The organism is Dolichospermum sp. FACHB-1250 (assembly GCF_014696335.1).
GTDB classification, from domain to species: Bacteria; Cyanobacteriota; Cyanobacteriia; order Cyanobacteriales; family Nostocaceae; genus Dolichospermum; species Dolichospermum planctonicum.
Map to the genome: position 1 here is coordinate 56313 of NZ_JACJPZ010000005.1, position 20214 is coordinate 76526.

The 20214-nt window shown below is 38.3% G+C and carries 14 protein-coding genes and 1 riboswitch; of the genes, 3 read left to right on the forward strand and 11 right to left on the reverse strand.

Annotated features, from left to right (window positions below; translation table 11 throughout):
* Positions 1–122 precede the first annotated feature (122 nt).
* The 3 genes from glgB (at position 123) to glp (ending at position 4735) form a co-directional block, all read left to right on the forward strand.
* Entirely contained in the window at positions 123–2414 is a 2292-nt protein-coding gene (glgB, locus tag H6F39_RS02940) for a 1,4-alpha-glucan branching enzyme (RefSeq protein WP_190372045.1), read from the forward strand.
* 145 nt (positions 2415–2559) lie between these two features.
* Positions 2560–3486: a phosphodiester glycosidase family protein gene (locus H6F39_RS02945; protein ID WP_190396186.1), complete on the forward strand. Its 927-nt coding sequence runs from the start codon at positions 2560–2562 to the stop codon at positions 3484–3486.
* A 22-nt stretch (positions 3487–3508) separates the two neighbouring features.
* Entirely contained in the window at positions 3509–4735 is a 1227-nt protein-coding gene (gene glp, locus H6F39_RS02950) for a gephyrin-like molybdotransferase Glp (protein WP_190396187.1), read from the forward strand.
* Between the two features lie 36 nt (positions 4736–4771).
* Here glp and H6F39_RS02955 read toward each other — a convergent pair whose 3' ends face one another.
* From H6F39_RS02955 to H6F39_RS03005, 11 genes are all read right to left on the reverse strand, one after another.
* Complete coding sequence (locus H6F39_RS02955) at positions 4772–5464, reverse strand: DUF4276 family protein (protein ID WP_190372048.1); 693 nt, start codon at positions 5462–5464, stop codon at positions 4772–4774.
* Positions 5461–6657 carry an AAA family ATPase gene (locus H6F39_RS02960; protein ID WP_190396188.1) on the reverse strand — a complete coding sequence of 399 codons (1197 nt, stop codon included), beginning with the start codon at positions 6655–6657 and terminating at the stop codon, positions 5461–5463. Before H6F39_RS02960 ends, H6F39_RS02955 begins: the two co-directional genes overlap by 4 nt.
* 281 nt (positions 6658–6938) lie before the next feature.
* The gene (ftsH3, locus tag H6F39_RS02965; protein ID WP_028090468.1) at positions 6939–8783 is read right to left on the reverse strand and encodes an ATP-dependent zinc metalloprotease FtsH3; all 1845 of its coding nucleotides are present in this window, start codon (positions 8781–8783) and stop codon (positions 6939–6941) included.
* A 300-nt stretch (positions 8784–9083) separates the two neighbouring features.
* The gene (locus H6F39_RS02970) at positions 9084–10295 is read right to left on the reverse strand and encodes an acetate kinase (RefSeq protein ID WP_190372049.1); all 1212 of its coding nucleotides are present in this window, start codon (positions 10293–10295) and stop codon (positions 9084–9086) included.
* A 243-nt stretch (positions 10296–10538) separates the two neighbouring features.
* Positions 10539–11183: a universal stress protein gene (locus H6F39_RS02975; RefSeq protein WP_137908386.1), complete on the reverse strand. Its 645-nt coding sequence runs from the start codon at positions 11181–11183 to the stop codon at positions 10539–10541.
* A gap of 158 nt (positions 11184–11341) precedes the next feature.
* A riboswitch (cyclic di-AMP (ydaO/yuaA leader) is annotated at positions 11342–11454 on the reverse strand.
* A 297-nt stretch (positions 11455–11751) separates the two neighbouring features.
* Positions 11752–14856, reverse strand: coding sequence for a HEAT repeat domain-containing protein (locus H6F39_RS02980; protein WP_190396189.1), 3105 nt, complete (start codon positions 14854–14856; stop codon positions 11752–11754).
* A 205-nt stretch (positions 14857–15061) separates the two neighbouring features.
* A complete protein-coding gene (locus H6F39_RS02985) occupies positions 15062–16063 on the reverse strand; it encodes a transaldolase (RefSeq protein ID WP_190372051.1) in 1002 nt (333 codons plus the stop codon).
* Between the two features lie 132 nt (positions 16064–16195).
* On the reverse strand, positions 16196–17626 hold the full coding sequence (gene pyk / locus H6F39_RS02990; protein WP_137908362.1) for a pyruvate kinase: 1431 nt from the start codon (positions 17624–17626) through the stop codon (positions 16196–16198).
* A gap of 118 nt (positions 17627–17744) precedes the next feature.
* Entirely contained in the window at positions 17745–18770 is a 1026-nt protein-coding gene (gap, locus tag H6F39_RS02995; RefSeq protein ID WP_137908361.1) for a type I glyceraldehyde-3-phosphate dehydrogenase, read from the reverse strand.
* Positions 18771–19170: 400 nt separating this feature from the next.
* A complete protein-coding gene (locus H6F39_RS03000; protein WP_190396190.1) occupies positions 19171–19689 on the reverse strand; it encodes a DUF29 family protein in 519 nt (172 codons plus the stop codon).
* Between the two features lie 5 nt (positions 19690–19694).
* Positions 19695–20213: a DUF29 family protein gene (locus H6F39_RS03005; protein ID WP_190396191.1), complete on the reverse strand. Its 519-nt coding sequence runs from the start codon at positions 20211–20213 to the stop codon at positions 19695–19697.
* Position 20214: the final 1 nt, after the last annotated feature.

Below are 20214 nucleotides of genomic sequence, written 5' to 3' on the forward strand. Positions count from 1 at the left end.
TAAACAATAAGTAATATTTATGATCAATAATCAATGACTAATGACTAATGACTAAAGATGCGAGAATATAAAGAGATAAAAAGTAGATTTAGCTAATCATCGTATATCACATAGGTAGCTTCATGTCCATAACCACGGTCGCCCCTGAACAGGTTAATCGCATCGTTCACAATCAACATCATGATCCGTTTGAAATCCTGGGTTCTCATCTCATCGAGCAAAATGGTAAAACTGTTTGGGCAGTGCGAGCATACCTACCAAATGCCAGTGCTGTATGGGTGGTAGTTCCAGAAGAGCGGAAAGAATACCCAATGGACACAGTGCATGATCCTCACTTTTTTGAATGTACCATTGAAACCGCAGAACTGAAAAATTATCAGTTACGGATTAAAGAAGGGGAACATGAGCGGGTTGTGAATGATCCTTATGCCTTCCGTTCTGCCCACTTAACAGAATTTGATCTGCATTTATTTAGTGAAGGCAATCATCACCGCATTTATGAGAAATTGGGAGCGCATACTACAGAAGTAGATGGTATTAAAGGCGTTTATTTTGCGGTTTGGGCACCCAATGCCCGCAACGTCTCTGTATTAGGAGATTTTAACCTGTGGGATGGACGCAAACACCAAATGCGGAAAGGACACACAGGGGTTTGGGAATTATTTATTCCCGAAATCGGTGTAGGAGAACATTACAAATACGAAATCAAAAATTTTGAAGGACATATTTACGAAAAATCTGATCCCTACGGTTTTCAGCAAGAACCACGTCCGAAAACAGCATCTATTGTTACAGACTTAAATTCCTACACCTGGAATGACGAAGACTGGATAGAAAAGCGCCGACATACTGACCCCCTCAGCCAACCTATTTCCGTGTACGAAGTCCATTTAGGGTCTTGGTTACACGCTGCTAGTGCTGAACCAGCCAAATTACCCAATGGGGAAAATGAAGCTGTAGTTGTGGTTTCCGAACTAAAAACCGGCGCCCGGTTTCTGACTTATCGGGAATTAGCAGCTAAACTCATTCCCTACGTCAAGGAATTAGGATATACCCACTTAGAACTTCTACCCATTGCCGAACACCCTTTTGATGGTTCTTGGGGTTATCAAGTAACTGGTTACTTTGCGCCTACATCCCGCTTTGGTACTCCCGAAGACTTTATGTATTTTGTGGATGAATGTCATAAAAATGGCATCGGTGTAATTGTAGACTGGGTTCCTGGTCACTTCCCTAAAGATGGTCATGGTTTAGCCTTCTTTGATGGTAGTCACTTGTATGAACACGCTGATTCCCGCAAAGGTGAACATAAGGAATGGGGGACTTTAGTATTTAACTACAATCGTCATGAAGTCCGTAATTTCTTGGTGGCCAATGCCCTATTCTGGTTTGATAAATACCACATTGACGGCATTCGCGTTGATGCTGTTGCTTCCATGCTCTACCTTGATTATTGCCGGAAAGCAGGGGAATGGTTGCCCAACGAATACGGTGGTAGAGAAAATTTAGAAGCTGCGGATTTTTTACGTCAAGTTAATCACCTGCTGTTTAGTTATTATCCTGGTGTACTGTCCATTGCAGAAGAATCCACATCTTGGCCAATGGTATCCTGGCCTACCTATACAGGGGGATTGGGTTTTAACTTAAAGTGGAATATGGGCTGGATGCACGATATGCTGGATTACTTCAGTATGGACCCGTGGTTTCGTCAGTTCCATCAAAACAACATTACCTTTAGTATGTGGTATAACCACAGTGAGAATTTCATGTTAGCTCTGTCCCACGATGAAATCGTCCATGGCAAGAGTAATATGATCGGTAAAATGCCGGGTGATCAATGGCAAAAGTTAGCTAATATCCGTTGTTTATTTACTTATATGTTTGCTCACCCTGGTAAGAAAACCATGTTTATGAGCATGGAATTTGCACAATGGAGTGAGTGGAATGTTTGGGCTGATTTAGAGTGGCATTTATTACAGTATGAACCACACCGACAGTTAAAAGATTTTTTCCAGTCTCTTAACTATTTTTACCGTTCTGAACCTGCTTTATACAGTCAAGATTTTGACCAAGCAGGGTTCGAGTGGATTGACTGTACTGATAACAGCCATAGTGTAGTTTCTTTTATCCGTCGTGACAAAAATTCCAGTGATTTTATCATTGTGGTTTGTAATTTTACTCCCCAACCCCATTCCCACTATCGCATAGGTGTTCCAGAACAGGGTTTTTATACCGAGTTGTTCAATAGTGATGCCCGTCAGTATGGCGGTAGTAACATGGGTAACTTAGGTGGTAAGTGGACTGATGATTGGTCTTTGCATAATCGTCCTTATTCCTTAGATTTGTGTTTACCTCCTTTGGGTGTGTTGATGCTCAAGTTGGATAAACAGAATTCAGCACAAGTGATAGGCTAGTTGTTTAGGGTGGGCATTGCTCACCCTATGTGTTTATTAGCGGTTATATTAATGCTTTATCTGATTTAAAAGAAGAATACTTTCACTGTATTTCCAAAAAGCGATCGCTTATGATTAGATAATAACTAAATTATCTAGAGTTAATATGAACACAAATAAATTATTTTTAATATCTATTGCGACAATAACAGCGGCTTTAATATCAGGTTCAGAGGGTGTCATAGCTAATTCAAAAGCGAAAAAGTCTGTTAACTGTCCTGGTAAAAATCCTCAATTTGGTATTGAGTTTTTTCAGACTAATAATAATGGAGAAAGATATAAAAAAGGGATTAATCATGTAATTATTTTTAATCCTCAATCTCCCAAGTTAGATTTTAAAGTCAATGTCGGTTTAGATCATCAGATTTATGCTAAGGATTCTAGGGGAAGATTTCGCAGAGAATATGTACCAAAACAGTTTCGAGAAATTATCACTGATAGTAATTCTAAATTAAATGGTAAATCACCAATTGCAGCCATTAATGCTGACTATATAGATCCAAAAAATCAACCTCAAGGTTTAAATATTTCTCGCGGTGTTGAATATTCAGGAGTATTTAAAAATAGACGTTCTTCCTTTGGAATATCATCAGGAAATCCTCAACAACGTCAAGCCACCATGGGAACTGGAAGAAGAGGAACAAATATTCTCAATTATAATATAGTGGGGGGTAATGGGAGATTTTATAATCAAGGAAAATTCAAAGATATTTGTCAAGCTTTAGGAAAATTTGCTTGTCAAGGTGCTACTAATCGTTCTTTAGTTGCGATTACCAGTAAAGGTTTTGTAATTTTCCTAGTCAATGATGTGAAAGCTAATTCTATTATTCAAGTTTCTGCTAACAATCAAGAATTACTACCCAATCAATTTGATAATGTTTTAACAGGAATTGCTAGAAATAACTGTTTAGGGACAATTCAGGAAGGAATGTTATTTGATGGGGGAATGTCTCCAGGATTGTTTTATAATAATAAAATATATGTCGAGAATTTAGGTCCTATTGGTTCGGTATTTTTAATTTATCAAAAGTAATCAAATAACAGATTTATTTACTATGTTATCAGTCAAAGATGCAGAAACGATTATTTTCAATCATGTCCAACCTTTAAATCAAGAAAATGATCTGGAAGTTGTGGATTTATTGACAGCATTTCACCGAATTTTAGCAACTCCTGTAATTAGTTCTTTAGATTTTCCTCATTGGGACAATTCCGCAATGGATGGTTTTGCTGTACGTTATGAAGATGTGAAACATTCCACTTCTGAAAATCCCACAATTTTGGAAATTGTCGAAGAGATTCCCGCAGGATATCAACCTCAAAATACTATTAAACCAGGACAAGCAGCCAGAATTTTCACTGGTGCAATAATCCCAAAAGGTGCAGATACTGTAATTATGCAGGAAAAAACTAATTTACAGGAGAATCAAGTTTTTATTTTTGCTAGACCTCAACCCCAAGAATTTGTCAGAAAACAAGGAGACTTTTATCAAGCAGGAACAGAACTTTTACCAGCGGGAATTACCCTCAATGCAGCGGAAATTGCGATTTTAGCCGCAGCACAATTACCAAAAATCAGTGTTTTCCGTCGTCCACGGGTGGCGATTTTTTCTAGCGGTGATGAGTTAGTAACACCAAAACAAACTCTAAAACCCGGACAAATAGTAGATTCTAATCAATATGCTTTAGCAGCTTTAGTACGTAATTTGGGTGCAGAAGTGTTAACATTAGGAATTATTAAGGATAATCCTAGCGCGTTGACAGAGACTATCAATTATGCAATTAATAATAGTGATATAGTTATTTCTTCTGGTGGAGTTTCCGTAGGTGATTATGATTATATTGCTAATATATTAACATCTTTAGGAGCAGAAATTCATTTTTGTGCTGTGCAAATGCGTCCAGGAAAACCTTTAACATTTGCTACATTTCCTAATTCTCTTTATTTTGGTTTACCAGGAAATCCTGTTTCGGCTTTAGTCACATTTTGGAGATTTGTAGAACCGACAATTAAAAAACTTTCAGGAATTAATCAGGGTTGGGAAAGTAAATTTATCAAAGTGAAATCTCATTGCGAATTAAAATCTAACGGAAAAATGGAAACTTATATTTGGGGTAATTTAAAATTAAATGATGGTATTTATGAGTTTCAGCAAACAAGTGGTAATTTAAATTCGGGGAACTTAATTAATTTAGCTCAAACTAATGCTTTAGCCATTTTACCAGTAAGAAAAACCTTAGTTACTCCAGGAGAAGAAGTTTTAGTTTTGCAAATAGGATAAAAGGAAATCAACTCTCCGCACCACTAAGCATACTGCCTAAGAGATCATGAATTTGTCAATATACCCAATAAATTCTCCCAGACTAGGAACATTATTAGCAAGGTGGATATATAGAAACTCGTAATCTAAATTAGATGCAAGTCTATTGAGTTGTTTTTCACTCTTGTTATAACCTTTACCTACATAGTTATAAATCTGTTTTATATCATCAGCAGGATGAGGTCTTTGTTCCATATCATCACTCTTAGGATTAAAACCAAAAATTTCTTGAATTTTATCTGGTGTTAAACTGGTATCTATTTTGATAAAATGATTATATTCTGCTAAAAACCATGCTTCTACTTCCATAACAGCAAGCACTATATTTATAGGAATTGATCCTTTTGGTAAAGAATAATTTAAACCTCTTTGCAGTTTAGATGTTTCAGCTATAGGTATTGGATAAACATCTCTTAGTCCTATTATTCTCTCATATCCTTCTATAGATAAAGAATTATATAGTTCTCTCATATCTGACACAACAGTTTCATCATTGCATGAATTATAAATTAAAACATAAAATTTTGTTGCAGAAGTAACAGTATCTTTCATTATTACTTGAGCCGAGTTACTATTTTCTCTATATTTAATTTCTCTAGAAATATGTAATTGGCCAGCAATTTCTTTTAGCAACTTTTGGACAAAAATTTGTTCCGTTTTACCCTCCACAAAAATAGCTAATTTTTTCACTGTTCTATATTCTCCTCATTACCAAACCCCTCTATATAGAATTGAGTTGCAAAAAAGTCAAAATTGTTTAATCCAGTAAATTTAAAATCATCAAATATTTCTTTTGAATTATGTATGTTATGAAGTTTAGCTAATCCTGGTTGTCTCTCAATTACTGACCAACATTCCAAAGGAACACCATTCATAATAAATCTATCATTAGTGGTCATAATTAACTGAACTAAACCAGTTTTTGCTTTATTAACCAGTAATTTAATCATTGCTGATGACCTTTCAAAATCTAGTCCTTCCCCAATATCATCTATTAAGATACAACTAGGCTTTTTAGCTAATAGTGAGTAGTTTATTTGAATAATTAAAGATAATACTCTAAACATCCCTTGAGATATTATTGATTGTTCAGTTTCATCTTTTAAATCACTTTCTTGAACATAAAGATATTGCAGTTTTACCTCTGGTAAATAGGATTTATCTTCTTGAAAAATCGAAGTTGATGGCGTTTTTGTACCAATTTCATCTATTCTGTAACCAACAAATAACATATCTGATTTGATAGATTCAATAAAACTTTCTCCTAACTCTTTTTCTCCTAATTTGAATATGCGAATTACATGATTTTTATTGTTGAAGTCTATATTTTTTTTGATTATCGCAACGCTTTCGGTATTAATTGCATCAAGACTACTTCTGCCTAAATCTGTTCCAAATTCGTAATACCTCAATAAATTTGCCCAAGTGTAAACTTCTTCAAAAAAAGGATGCTGGATAGAATCTCTTCGATGGAAAGCTGCGACTTCATTAGTAGGTGTTTGAAAATCAATTTCTTTTTCTAATTGTTTAGCCCAAATTTTGCCTTCACCTGATTTATCTCTCATGAGATAAAATTTAGATCCAATAGTGTAACTTTCTTCAATTACTAGACTATTCTCAACTTTCAATATGTAGACTTTTTTATTGTCTCCGTTATGAGAATCAAAAGTTAGTTTCCACTCTCTTAACCTACCATCAAGTCTACTGAGCTTTTCTTCACCAGATAGAAAATCTGATAAAAATTTAATACTTCTAAGCATTCTCGATTTGCCAGAAGCATTTTTGCCAACAATCAAGTTTACATTACCTAATTGACAACCATTTAAACACCACTCACTTGGCAAATCTTTATCTTGACAATATTCTATAAAGTCTAATTTCATATAGTTTTACTGATTACGTTGAATTAAGGTAACAAAAACGGCTGTTAGGTACTTATTATGCTATGGGAATAATATTTGATTTATGAAAAGATACTTAGGGTGCGTCAGATATTACAAATCTGTTGATTGAGAGAATTTATGCAGTATGACGCACCCTACAATACCTAATTTTTTTCAAGAATCAAATATGAGTTCTATAGATTAGCAATTCGCAAAAGAGAACAAGAAAAAGAGTAATTCCAGAAAAACCAGAATTACCCTTTTAAAAAGTTTAGGAAAAATTACGCAAAAGCAGCCATTTTCACATCGTTATTACCAAGAATTGCTTGTAATTCCTCAGCGTCTACGGTTTCCTTTTCAATTAGCATTTGAGCAATTTCATCTAAAACCTTGCGGTTATCGAGTAAAACTTCCTTAGCTCGACTGTAAGCAGTATCTACTAACTTCCGCACTTCTTCATCAATAGCAGCAGCAGTTTCTTCCGAGAAATCGCGCTCAGACATAATATCTCGACCCAGGAACATATTTCCTTGTTGACGACCAAGGGCTACTGGACCCAAGCGATCGCTCATGCCAAAGCGAGTTATCATTTGTTTAGCTACTCTGGCCACTTGCTGTAAATCATTAGAAGCACCTGTCGTCACTTCCTCCTCACCAAAGATAATTTCTTCAGCGAGACGACCACCTAAAGCCACGGCCATTTGATTTTCCAGATACGCACGGCTATATAAACCAGTGTCCATGCGGTCTTCACTAGGAGTAAACCAAGTCAAACCACCAGCACGACCACGAGGGATAATGCTAATCTTTTGGACAGGGTCATAGTCAGGCATTAAAGCACCGACTAAGGCGTGACCTGCTTCATGGTATGCTACTAAGGTTTTGCGCTTTTCGCTCATTACCCGGTCTTTCTTTTCAGGACCTGCTAATACGCGGTCAATAGCATCATTAATTTCATCCATCGAAATTTCAGTTAAATTCCGACGAGCGGCTAAAATTGCGGCTTCATTGAGTAAATTAGATAAATCAGCACCAGTAAAGCCAGGAGTCCGACGGGCGATTTTATCCAAGTCTACATCTTTAGATAAAGTTTTACCACGGGCATGAACTCTCAATATTTCGCTTCTTCCCGCGTAGTCAGGACGGTCTACGACTACTTGACGGTCAAAACGACCGGGACGTAATAAAGCTGCGTCTAATACGTCAGGACGGTTGGTAGCAGCAATAATAATAATGCCAGTGTTACCTTCAAAACCATCCATTTCCGTTAGTAACTGGTTGAGGGTTTGTTCCCGTTCGTCATTACCACCACCTAAACCAGCGCCCCGTTGACGACCTACCGCGTCAATTTCATCAATAAAGACGATACAAGGAGCATTAGTTTTCGCTTGTTCAAATAAATCACGGACACGGGAAGCACCCACACCCACAAACATTTCCACAAATTCCGAACCGGAAATTGAGAAGAAAGGAACACCAGCTTCTCCAGCTACAGCCCGCGCGAGGAGGGTTTTACCAGTACCAGGAGGTCCAACTAAAAGTACACCTTTGGGGATTTTCGCACCAATGGCGGTAAAGCGATCAGCATTCTTTAAAAAGTCTACAACTTCGTTTAGTTCTAATTTGGCTTGGTCAATACCCGCCACGTCTCCAAAGGTAACTTGAGTTTGGGGTTCCATTTGCACTCTGGCTTTAGATTTACCAAAGTTCATGGCCTGGCTACCAGGACCGCCTTGAGCGCGACGGAGGAGGAAAAATAGACCAACTAGCAGCAACACAGGGAAGAATAAGCTGCTGAGAGCCTTAAACCAAAATCCCTCGTCTGCTTGAGGTAGTACGGAAATATCAACACCTTTAGCTGTGAGGGTATTGATTAAATCAGGGTCATTAACTAAAGTAACGATCTTTTTCTTTTCGTCATATTTGGGTGTTACCAGGGCTGTAGAGCGGTCGGAACTCAAACTAACTCTCTCAACCCTACCCCGTTCAACTTCTTGGATAAACTGACTGTAGCGCCATGTCTCTCTGTTTTGAGGTTGTTTGTCAAAAAATGCTGTTCCTAGCGCAATGACAACTATAAAAAGGAGCGCGTACAGCCCCGTATTTCTCCATTTTTTATTATTCACCGATGTTGTTTCTCCTGTACTTGTTTGCTGCTTATACGTAGCTTCTCTAAGGAAGAGGACATTATGATAATTATGTTAACTTATCTTAAGATATCTCAAAATAGTCCTTTTGTCATGCTACAAATGATCTTCTATCCTCCACAAGTCTAAAATTTCAGAATAGTGGGACTTCTATTGTAATCATTCTCCACCAGACAAAGAAAGGCCAATCACCACTGACCACTAACCCATCAATTTTTTTCTGGTAATCTAATTCTGTTTGTACCGTCTGGCTTAGTGCCATTGTCATATTATTGCAGCTTATTGCAGCAATTTGTAACATTGTTGCGCTATTGCCCAATCTTCTTGAGTTTCTATAACTAAAACTCGCACCGTTGAGTCAAATGTAGCAATATCAATATCAATAGGTTGTTGTTGATTTTTCTCTAAATCAATTTTCAGTCCCAAAAATCCCCAGGGTTCACAAGCAGCTAAACGTATTTCTGCGGATTTTTCTCCTACTCCAGCAGTAAAAACTAATACATCTAGTCCTGCTAAACTAGCCAGCATCGCGCCGATACCAGACCGGAGGCGATGTACGTACATATCCCAAGCCAATTGGGCGCGTTTATTACCTTGTTCTTTGGCGGCTATCACATCCCTTAAATCACTTGATATTCCAGAAATACCTCGTAATCCTGAAAGTTTATTTAACATATTATCTAATTCTTCACTGGAGTAATTATACTGTTGCCATAAATAAATTAAAATACCTGGATCAATTGAACCACTGCGGCTACCCATCATTAAACCATCTAGGGGGGTAAATCCCATGGTTGTATCAATACTGCAACCATTTTTGATGGCAGCTAAAGAACAACCATTACCTAAATGACAAGTAATTATCCGCAGAGATGGTAAATCTTGACCAATAATTTCCGCAGCCCGATTAGCACAATACTGATGACTAATGCCATGAAAGCCGTAACGGCGAATACCTTTTTCTGCGAAATTATATGGGATTGGATAGATGGCGGCTGCATCTGGTAAGGTGCTATGAAATCCAGTATCAAAAACTGCCACTTGAGGAATATTCCCCAAACTTTTTTCCATAGCTTCAATACCTGCCAAAGCGGCTGGATTGTGTGCTGGTGCTAGATTACATAAACGAGCGATCGCCTGTTTGACATCTTCAGTAATTATTACAGATTCTTTGTACTCTTGACCACCATGTACTACCCGATGTCCTACCACATCAATCACTGATAAATCATCAATTACCTGAGTTGCACCATGTATGAGAGTAGACAACAAATAAGCAAATTGTACCTGCGGGGAATCACTGACAATAGTTTCTTGTAGAGTTGCACCGATAGCCGTTTTAACTGTAATTTCCGCCTGATTTTTGTCTTGAGTCCAGTTGATTTTCCCTTCCCAGAGGGGTTGGGGTGCTAGAGGAGGAATTGTGGTTGTCATGTCATACAGACAACTCTTTTGGCTGCTAGAACCGGCATTGAGGACAAGTATTTTCATAAATTCAGATTTACGCCCTGTACTGATTTACCGCGACAAATTTAAGTTAGGAATTGATAAAAAAGCCACTTAAAGTATAAGTGACTTTTTCATAATTTCAATTTAATTCCCAGTCATTAAAAAAAGAGATTAAGTAAGTGAACGGAAAAAAACCGACATAAGTAACGAAAAGTAAAGTTGCCCAAAACCTGTTCCCTGTTCCCTGTTCCCTTGTCATAACGAAAATTTTTAACGCCAACCTACTTATTTATCAAGACAATGGGGAATACCTAACACTGCACAAGGGAAATTTTTACCTAATGTTTCAATCATGGGATGATCCGTAGATTTGCAGCCTAAAAACAGAATATCAGCGGTTTCTAATTGGACAACTTTTTTAAGTTCTTTAGCAACATTACCAAAGCGCAGATGAGAACTAAATGAACCTTGCCATTCTTCAGCGAGAGTTTTTGCTTGCCAAATAATTCTATCTGCTTCCTGGAGAGAAGTTCTAGATTCTCTTGCTAACTGCGGTAAAATTGCTGTTCCTTTTGAGCGATTTAATCCCAATGCAACTGACTTTGATATATTCCCCAATTGATATTCTAATTGAGCTTGATTTTCAGGAACTTTGAAGATATCAAGAGACTGATGATTCAAGTTTTCTTCTACTACATAAACAGCTTGAACTGTAACTTGATAGTTAGTAGCTAAAGTCGTTTGGTGGGCAATCCAAAAAGCAATATCTAAGGCTGTATGACTTTGAGGAGAACCATTATAAGCAACAATTAGATTAGCTGATTTCGCCTTTGAACCTTTTTTAGAACATGATTTTTGAGTTCCTGGCAGTAAAACCATTTGTTCAATTAGGTCATCACGACCGATAGCACTTTGTAAACGTGCCAATATTGGTTTAATTTTCACAGTTTTAACTTCTCTCCCTTGAAACAATTGACCAATGAGAAGCGGGGATGACAATTTTAAATTTTAGATTTATCTGTAATCTAAAATCTAGAATTTATTAAGGAAGACCCAATCATAACTGGTATTACAGCCAAGATTTTGGGAGTTCCTTCCATTGCTGACGGAGTTAGCTGACGGGCTAAGACTGGAAGGTGTCTCTCATAAGATTAGCCCCAAATACTTGGTTCCTCCGCTCCAAATTCAGTTTTGATGAATTTGAATTAAGCTACCCACTAAAAATATAGTGACAGTATTACACTAGGTTGAGATAAAGTCAAGTTTAAGAATATTGAGTATACGCTTGTATTCAAGAGCTTGATTTATAATTTTTTCCAATTTTCCCCATATTTAATGATTTAAACTATTTTGATCTAGCCAAAATTCACAAGTTATAATTTAGCCATAATTGGTGATTAAACGTCAGTATTCAGCCACAGAAACTAAATCCCCGACTTCTATCATTAATTAGTTATTGACATCATCAAAAAAGAAGTCGGGGATCTTACTTTTTAGTTCATTTCTTTTCTATGCTCCTCAAAGCTTGAGTAGCATAGTAGCGAACCTGTTGATCATTATCCAGCAAAGCTACTATCAAAGCAGGAACAGCCGCATTTGCTTCCTTTCCTATGTTCCCTAAAGCAAAAGCAGCAGCGGAGCGAACGTCTTTATCATGATCCTTCAAAGTTGCTATCAAAGCAGGAACAGCTTCCTTTCCTATGCTCCCCAAAGCATAAGCAGCAATGGAGCGAACGTTTTGATCATTATCATTATCCTTTAAAGCTACTATCAAAGCAGGAATGGCCGCTTTCGCTTCCTTTCCTATGTTCCCTAAAGCAGAAGCAGCACTGGAGCGAACGTTTTGATCATCATCCTTTAAAGCTGCTATCAAAGCAGGAACAGCTTCCTTTCCTATGCTCCCCAAAGCATAAGCAGCAATGGAGCGAACGTTTTGATCATTATCATCATCCTTTAAAGCTGCTATCAAAGCAGGAACAGCTTCCTTTCCTATGTTCCTTAAAGCAGAAGCAGCAATGGAGCGAACGTTTTGATCATAATCCTTTAAAGCTGCTATCAAAGCAGGAACAGCTTCCTTTCCTATTCTCTCCAAAGCAGAAGCAGCACCATAGCGAACCTTAGGATAGCGAAAGTCTTTATCATCATTATCCTTTAAAGCTACTATCAAAGCAGGAACGGCCGCTTTCGCTTCCTTTCCTATTCCCCCCAAAGCATAAGCAGCACTGAGGCGAACCTCTTGATCATGATCCTGCAAAGCTACTATCAAAGCAGGAACAGCCGCTTTTGCTTCCTTTCCTATTCCCCCCAAAGCTTTAGTAGCATAGTAGCGAACCCATTTATCATGATCCTTTAAAGCTACTATCAAAGCAGGAACAGCCGCTTTCGCTTCCTTTCCTATTCCCCCCAAAGCATAAGCAGCACTGAGGCGAACCCACTCATTATTATCCCCGAACATCCCCCTCAAAACAAGAGTAGATATCCGTCGTTTCGCTTTCTTTCCTATTCCCCCCGAAGCATGAGCAGCACTGGAGCGAATGTCTTGATTATTATCCTTTAAGGCTATTATCAAAGCAGGAACAGCCGCTTTTGCTTCCTTTCCTATTCCCCCCAAAGCATAAGCAGCACTGGAGCGAACCTCTTGATCATTATCCTTTAAAGCTATTATCAAAGCAGGAACAGCCGCTTTCGCTTCTTCTCTTATCCCCGACAAAGCATGAGCAGCACTGGAGCGAACCTCTTGATCATTATCCTTTAAGGCTATTATCAAAGCAGGAACAGCCGCTTTTGCTTCCTTTCCTATTCCCCTTAAAGCATAAGCAGCACTGGAGCGAACCTCTTGATCATTATCCTTTAAAGCTATTATCAAAGCAGGAACAGCCGCTTTCGCTTCTTCTCTTATGCTCCCCAAAGCAGACGCAGCGCCAGAGCGAACGTTTTGATCTTTATCCTTCAAAGCTGCTATCAAAACAGGAACAGCCTCTTTTCCTATCCTCCCCAAAGCAGACGCAGCGCCAGAGCGAACCATTGCATCATTATTATCCTTCAAAGCTGCTATCAAAGCAGGAACAGCTTCCTTTCCTATGCTCCCTAAAGCAAAAGCAGCAGCAGAGCGAACGTTTTGATCATCATCCTTTAAAGCTACTATCAAAGCAGGAACAGCCGCTTTCGCTTCTTCTCTTATGCTCCCCAAAGCAGATGCAGCGCCAGAGCGAACGTTTTGATCATCATCCTTTAAAGCTACTATCAAAGCAGGAACAGCCGCTTTCGCTTCCTTTCCTATCCTCCCCAAAGCAGACGCAGCGCCAGAGCGAACCATTGCATCATTATTATCCTTCAAAGCTGCTATCAAAGCAGGAACAGCTTCCTTTCCTATGCTCCCTAAAGCAAAAGCAGCAGCAGAGCGAACGTTTTGATCATCATCCTTTAAAGCTACTATCAAAGCAGGAACAGCCGCTTTCGCTTCTTCTCTTATGCTCCCCAAAGCAGATGCAGCGCCAGAGCGAACGTTTTGATCTTTATCCTTCAAAGCTGCTATCAAAGCAGGAACAGCTTCCTTTCCTATGCTCCCCAAAGCATTAGCAGCACTGGATTGAACGTCTTGATCATCATCCTTTAAAGCTACTATCAAAGCAGGAACAGCTTCCTTTCCTATGCTCCCCAAAGCAGAAGCAGCAATGGAGCGAACGTTTTGATCTTTATCCTTTAAAGCTGCTATCAAAACAGGAACAGCTTCCTTTCCTATGCTTCCCAAAGCAGTTATGTTCCCCAAAGTATATCTCCCCAAAGCGGAAGCAGTAATGGAGCGAACGTTTTGATCTTTATCCTTTAAAGCTGCTATCAAAGCAGGAACAGCTTCGCCTCCTATTCTCTCCAAAGCAGAAGCAGCAAGGTAGCGAACTATTTCATCATTATCCTTCAAAGCTGCTATCAAAGCAGGAACAGCTTCCTTTCCTATTCTCTCGAAAGCAGAAGCAGCAATGGAGCGAACGCGAACGTTTTGATCTTTATCCTTTAAAGCTGCTATCAAAGCAGGAACAGCTTCCTTTCCTATGCTCCCCAAAGCAGAAGCAGCACGATAGCGAACGTTTTGATCTTTATCCTTTAAAGCTGCTATCAAAGCAGGAACAGCTTCCTTTCCTATGCTCCGCAAAGCAGAAGCAGCACGATAGCGAACGTTTTGATCTTTATCCTTTAAAGCTGCTATCAAAGCAGAAACAGCTTCCTTTCCTATTCTCTCCAAAGCGGAAGCAGCACTGGAGCGAACGTTTTGATCTTTATCCTTTAAAGCTGCTATCAAAGCAGGAACAGCTTCCTTTCCTATTCTTTCCAAAGCAGAAGCAGCACTGGAGCGAACGTCTTGATCATCATCCTTTAAAGCTGCTATCAAAGCAGGAACAGCTTCCTTTCCTATTCTCTCCAAAGCAGAAGCAGCAAGGTAGCGAAAGGTTGAATCTTTACCCTTTAACCGTTGGATATAGGCAGAAATTTCTATTTCTGTGCGGATTTGCACCCATACTTTATTCAACACTTCTGTGGATAACCATAAGCAAGAAAAAGAAACAGCACTTACAGTTAATAATCTCTTCAACGCTCTCTTATTCATTATTCCCCCTCACTGTAGCAATTTTTTACTCAGATGGTTTTTTCATTGTACCGATTTTGAATGGCAATTTATACCATCTAGTAGCCCGTTTGGGGGAAAATTTCTTGCTCAAGGGGGATTTATTCGACCATCATCAAAAACTAAAAACAGATGTAGAGACGTTCCATGGAACATCTCTACAGGAGTTTCAAAGCACCGACATTGATTAAGCGGTGACTTTCTGACTTTCCAAACGAGTCAATCTTTCAGCTAATAGTTGTTCCAAGGAAATCAAAGCCTTGGTAAAACCATCAATACCTTCTGCTAGTTTATCAGAAGCCATGCGATCGCCATTGTGCATTTGCTCAAAAGTCGCTTGATCAATGGAAATTTTCTCAATTGATAAATCCGCTACCTTTGCCGGATCAAGTTTCCTGGGTAATTCCCCTACAGTATTTTGCAATTCTGCCAACAAACCGGGAGAAATAGTTAACAAATCGCAACCAGCCAATTCAGTAATCTCGCCCATATTACGGAAACTAGCACCCATCACCTCAGTTTGATAACCAAACTTCTTAAAGTAGTTATAAATGGTGGTGACAGATAATACACCTGGATCTTCCGCTGGCGGGTAGCTATCCCGGCCTGTATCCTTCTTATACCAGTCAAGAATCCGACCAACGAAAGGAGAAATCAACGTTACACCAGCTTCCGCACAGGCGATCGCTTGATGCAGACCAAACAGTAAAGTTAAGTTACAGTGAATACCTTCTTTTTCCAAAATTTCCGCAGCTTTTATACCTTCCCAAGTAGCTGCAATCTTAATCAAAACCCGCTCTTTGGCAACACCAGCGGCTTGATACTGACCAATCAAATTCCGGGCTTTTGCTACAGTTGCATCTGTATCATAAGATAACCGCGCATCTACCTCTGTAGACACACGACCGGGGATAATTTGCAAAATCTTTAATCCAAAGGATACCGCCAAACGGTCAAAAGCCAGAGATACCACCTGTGCTTGACTAGCACCTACACCAGCATCTTTTTTAGCTTTAAGCAGCGTTTGGTCAACTATATCCTGATATTCCGGCATTTGCGCCGCAGCAGTAATCAGTGAGGGATTGGTAGTAGCATCTTGAGGTGTAAACTTTTCAATCGCTTGAATGTCTCCGGTATCCGCTACCACAACGGTTACTGCCCGTAGTGCTTCTAGTAAGTTCTTAGGCATAACATACTCCAATGTCAGTGGTCAGTAGTCAGTGGTCAGTGGTCAGTGGTCAAGGAACAAGGAACAGGAAACAGAGAATTAGGGAATTAGGATTTCCCAATTAGGAATTATCAACTACCCATTTTAGAGGTGTCAAGGCATAATTGGCTGTCCAATAGAATGCACTTTAATTAAATTGGTTGTTCCAGGTGTACCAATGGGGACACCAGAGGTAATCACAACCTTATCTCCCTCCTTAACTAAACCACTATTGACAACTGTGTCTACCACATTAATAAACATTTCTTCCGCATTGCGAACAGGTTGAATGAGTAGGGGTTCTACACCCCAGGATAAAGCCAATTGACGGTAGGCGGTACAATCAGAGGTAAGGGCAATAATTGGTGTGCTGGGACGGTATTTAGAAACCAGTTTGGCTGTACTTCCCGACGTGGTATTACACAAAATTGCTTTAGCACCAGTTTCATAAGCAATGCGACATACCGCTTGAGACACTGATTCTGTCACTGTCAAACTACCGGCTTTCGGTACCCAAGAATGTCTATTTCCCTCTTGTAATGCTGTTTCTGTTTGTAGTGCAATATTGTGCATCGTTTGCACTGCTGCAATAGGATATTCACCCATGGCTGTCTCTCCAGATAACATAACCGCATCTGTGCCATCTAAAATAGAATTAGCAACATCTGTAGCTTCAGCGCGAGTAGGATCTGGCGCACTAATCATTGATTCTAGCATTTGCGTAGCTGTAATTACCGGTTTACCAGCTTGATTACAACGACGCGCAATTTCTTTTTGAATTAGCGGAACTTGATAAATAGGTACTTCTACCCCTAAATCACCACGAGCAATCATAATTCCGTCAGCAACTTCTAGAATAGCATCTAACTGTTCTACTGCTTCTGCTCTCTCAATTTTAGCAATTAGACGAATTTTTGAACCAGCACCCTCAATCATTCTCCGTGCAGGTTCGAGGTCTTGAGGAGAGCGTACAAAAGAAACCGCCACCCAGTCTACACCTAATTGTATCCCAAAGCGCAAATCCATTAAATCTTTTTCGGTAATCGAACTTAGAGGTAAAGGAGTTGCGGGTAAATTTACACCTTTATGAGAAGAAACCAAACCGCCAATATTAACATGAGCGCGAATTTTATCAGCGTCACGACTAGTAACGGTTAATTTTACTCGACCATCATTAATTAAAATTGGTTCACCACATCGCATCATAGCGAATAAAGTTGGTAGCGGTAAGGGTAACTCATCAACACTTTCACCCTTTTCTTGTAAAAGAAATGTCACTTCACTACCAGGCTCTAACATTAACCCTTCTGGTGGTAATTTTCCTAAACGAATTTTTGGACCACACAAATCTTGCATTATAGCAATAGGTTTGTTTAAGTCATTACCAATACGCCGTAAATTTTGAAAAACCTGAGCGTGAGCATCATAAGCACCATGAGAAAAATTTAACCGCGCCATATTCATTCCCGCTCTGACTATAGCTTCTAATTTTTCAGGTGAAGATGTAGCAGGTCCGATAGTACAAACAATTTTAGTGCGACGCATAATTGTGTAAGGAATAATGGTAAAGTAGCACACCCCATTAAGCCCTTATTTACAACAATTAACTATGGATAGGCAAACAATGCTAATTGATTGTCAACAATTAACAATGAATAATTATCTAAATTAATTGTTCTTTTTTCGCCATTGATAAGATTAAATCAACAACACGGTTAGAATAACCCCATTCGTTATCATACCAAGACACAACCTTAAAAAAATTAGAATTAAGTTCAATTCCCGCTCCTGCATCAAAAATGCTAGAATGACAATTACCCTGAAAGTCTGTAGATACTACTTCTTCATCTGTGTAACCTAACACACCAATTAAATTACCTTCCGCAGCTTTTTTCATTGCTAGACAAATTTCTTTGTAAGAAGTAGCTTTAGTAGTTTTAAAAGTTAAATCAACTACAGAAACATCAGGAGTAGGAACTCTAAAAGCCATACCAGTTAATTTACCCTTTAATTCTGGTAATACCAAAGCCACCGCTTTAGCAGCCCCCGTAGCCGAAGGAATAATATTTTGAGACGCACCTCGTCCACCACGCCAATCTTTACGACTAGGACCATCTACTGTAGGTTGAGTTGCCGTCATAGCGTGAACCGTAGTCATTAAACCTTCAGCTAAACCAAAATTATCATTAATGACCTTAGCAATAGGGGCTAAACAATTTGTAGTACAACTAGCATTAGAGACAATTAAATCTTTAACGGGGTCAAACAAGTGATGATTTACACCCATCACCATAGTTTTTACTTTTTCCGGTTCTTTTGTTGGTGCAGAAATTACAACCCGTTTTGCACCAGCTTTAAGATGATTTTCAGCCCCAGCATAATCAGTAAAAAGTCCCGTAGATTCAACAACATAATCTACACCAAACTTACCCCAAGGTAGTTCCGCAGGATTTCGCATAGATACACAAGGGATAAAATGACCGTCAATAATAATACCGTCTTCTTTAGCTTCAATCTGACTTTTTAATCTACCGTGAGTAGAATCATACTTAAGAAGATACGCAAGATTATCGGGAGGAACTAAATCATTAATTCCTACAAACTCAATATGAGGATTATTCAAACCAGCGCGTAGCACAAGTCTACCAATACGACCAAATCCATTAATACCAACTTTTAACTTAGTCAAAATTAAACCTCCCGTATTAGGAACTTCAGCAATAACTGGCCGGGTTAATTCTAGTCCGACTTAGTTAATTCTTACAGTTACAAAAGGCATAAAGTTGATTTAACTGGCATATTTTAAGGTTTAATTATTAGTCATTGGTTATTTGCATGATCCGATACATTATTGAAATATCTGTATATTTGTTATGACTTACCGAAAATATTTCTAAAACCCTCTGATCTTCGTTTTTTTCGTTCCTTCGTGGTTAATTCCTTCCTGAATTGTGAGTAAGTCTTACAGCAAGTTTAGCTTGAGTGAGGTACGTATTATGCGGGCAAGATGCCCGCACCACAAGAGTTTTATCACTAATATTTGTACTTTATAATAGCGGTAACTGCTGTATGTATATTAAATTAATATTTCACATTTTCCCTAACTTCCAATTTTCACCACCAGGTAACTGAATTAAAAGTTCAGCAATAGCTTTTGGTAAATCTTTAACAGAATATACATAAATCAATTCCAAAAATTTCCTAGCGATAGAAATTACCTCTGCTCTATTGACCATTTCCGCTAATTGAAATTCATTATACATCCCACCGAAAACATCTAAACTAGCATCAGCTATAGCTAATTCAACTGCATCTTCTAACCAACTATCCCATTCATCTTGATTGATATAATAGGATTTTTGATTTTCTTTGAGATTAATATCTTGAATTTCTATTAATGAATTGCGAATAGAAGCAACCCAAGAATTTGTTAATCTTTTCTCAATTTGATTTTTAATCAAATGAATTAACAACACTTTTAAAAAAGACTTAATTTGTCGTAATATGGCTTTTTTACTCATCCCCTCTAATTCATCAACAATAGCTAAAGCATCGGTATAACGTTGTTCTAAAATACTATTTCTGAGGTCTATTAATTCCTGGGTCATATTGATTACCTTTTCCCTAACTTCCAATCTTCACCACCGGGTAAATTACCTAAATAATCATCAATAATATCTGGTAATTCTCTAATTTGATAATTATAGGTAAGGTTAATTAACTCAGTTGCAGTTAATATTAATTGTGGTTTATTTAACATTTGGGAAATTTGTTGTCTTGGCAATTTTCCATTCATTATTTCTAAACTAGCATCAGCTATAGCTAATTCAACTGCATCTTCTAACCAACTATCCCATTCATCTTGATTGATATAATAGGATTTTTGATTTTCTTTGAGATTAATATCTTGAATTTCTATTAATGAATTACGAATAGAAGCAACCCAAGAATTTGTTAATCTTTTCTCAATTTGATTTTTAATCAAATGAATTAACAACACTTTTAAAAAAGACTTAATTTGTCGTAATATGGCTTTTTTACTCATCCCCTCTAATTCATCAACAATAGCCAAAGCATCACTATAACGTTGTTCTAAAATACTATTTCTGAGGTCTATTAATTCCTGGGTCATA

Excerpts from the sequence above, each read along its gene's own strand:
- glgB (WP_190372045.1), top strand. The coding sequence starts at position 123 with ATGTCCATAACCACGGTCGCCCCTGAACAGGTTAATCGCATCGTTCAC.
- H6F39_RS02945 (WP_190396186.1), top strand. The coding sequence starts at position 2,560 with ATGAACACAAATAAATTATTTTTAATATCTATTGCGACAATAACAGCG.
- glp (WP_190396187.1), top strand. The coding sequence starts at position 3,509 with ATGTTATCAGTCAAAGATGCAGAAACGATTATTTTCAATCATGTCCAA.
- H6F39_RS02960 (WP_190396188.1), bottom strand. The coding sequence starts at position 6,657 with ATGAAATTAGACTTTATAGAATATTGTCAAGATAAAGATTTGCCAAGT.
- H6F39_RS02970 (WP_190372049.1), bottom strand. The coding sequence starts at position 10,295 with ATGAAAATACTTGTCCTCAATGCCGGTTCTAGCAGCCAAAAGAGTTGT.
- H6F39_RS02980 (WP_190396189.1), bottom strand. The coding sequence starts at position 14,856 with ATGAATAAGAGAGCGTTGAAGAGATTATTAACTGTAAGTGCTGTTTCT.
- H6F39_RS02985 (WP_190372051.1), bottom strand. The coding sequence starts at position 16,063 with ATGCCTAAGAACTTACTAGAAGCACTACGGGCAGTAACCGTTGTGGTA.
- pyk (WP_137908362.1), bottom strand. The coding sequence starts at position 17,626 with ATGCGTCGCACTAAAATTGTTTGTACTATCGGACCTGCTACATCTTCA.
- H6F39_RS03000 (WP_190396190.1), bottom strand. The coding sequence starts at position 19,689 with ATGACCCAGGAATTAATAGACCTCAGAAATAGTATTTTAGAACAACGT.
- H6F39_RS03005 (WP_190396191.1), bottom strand. The coding sequence starts at position 20,213 with ATGACCCAGGAATTAATAGACCTCAGAAATAGTATTTTAGAACAACGT.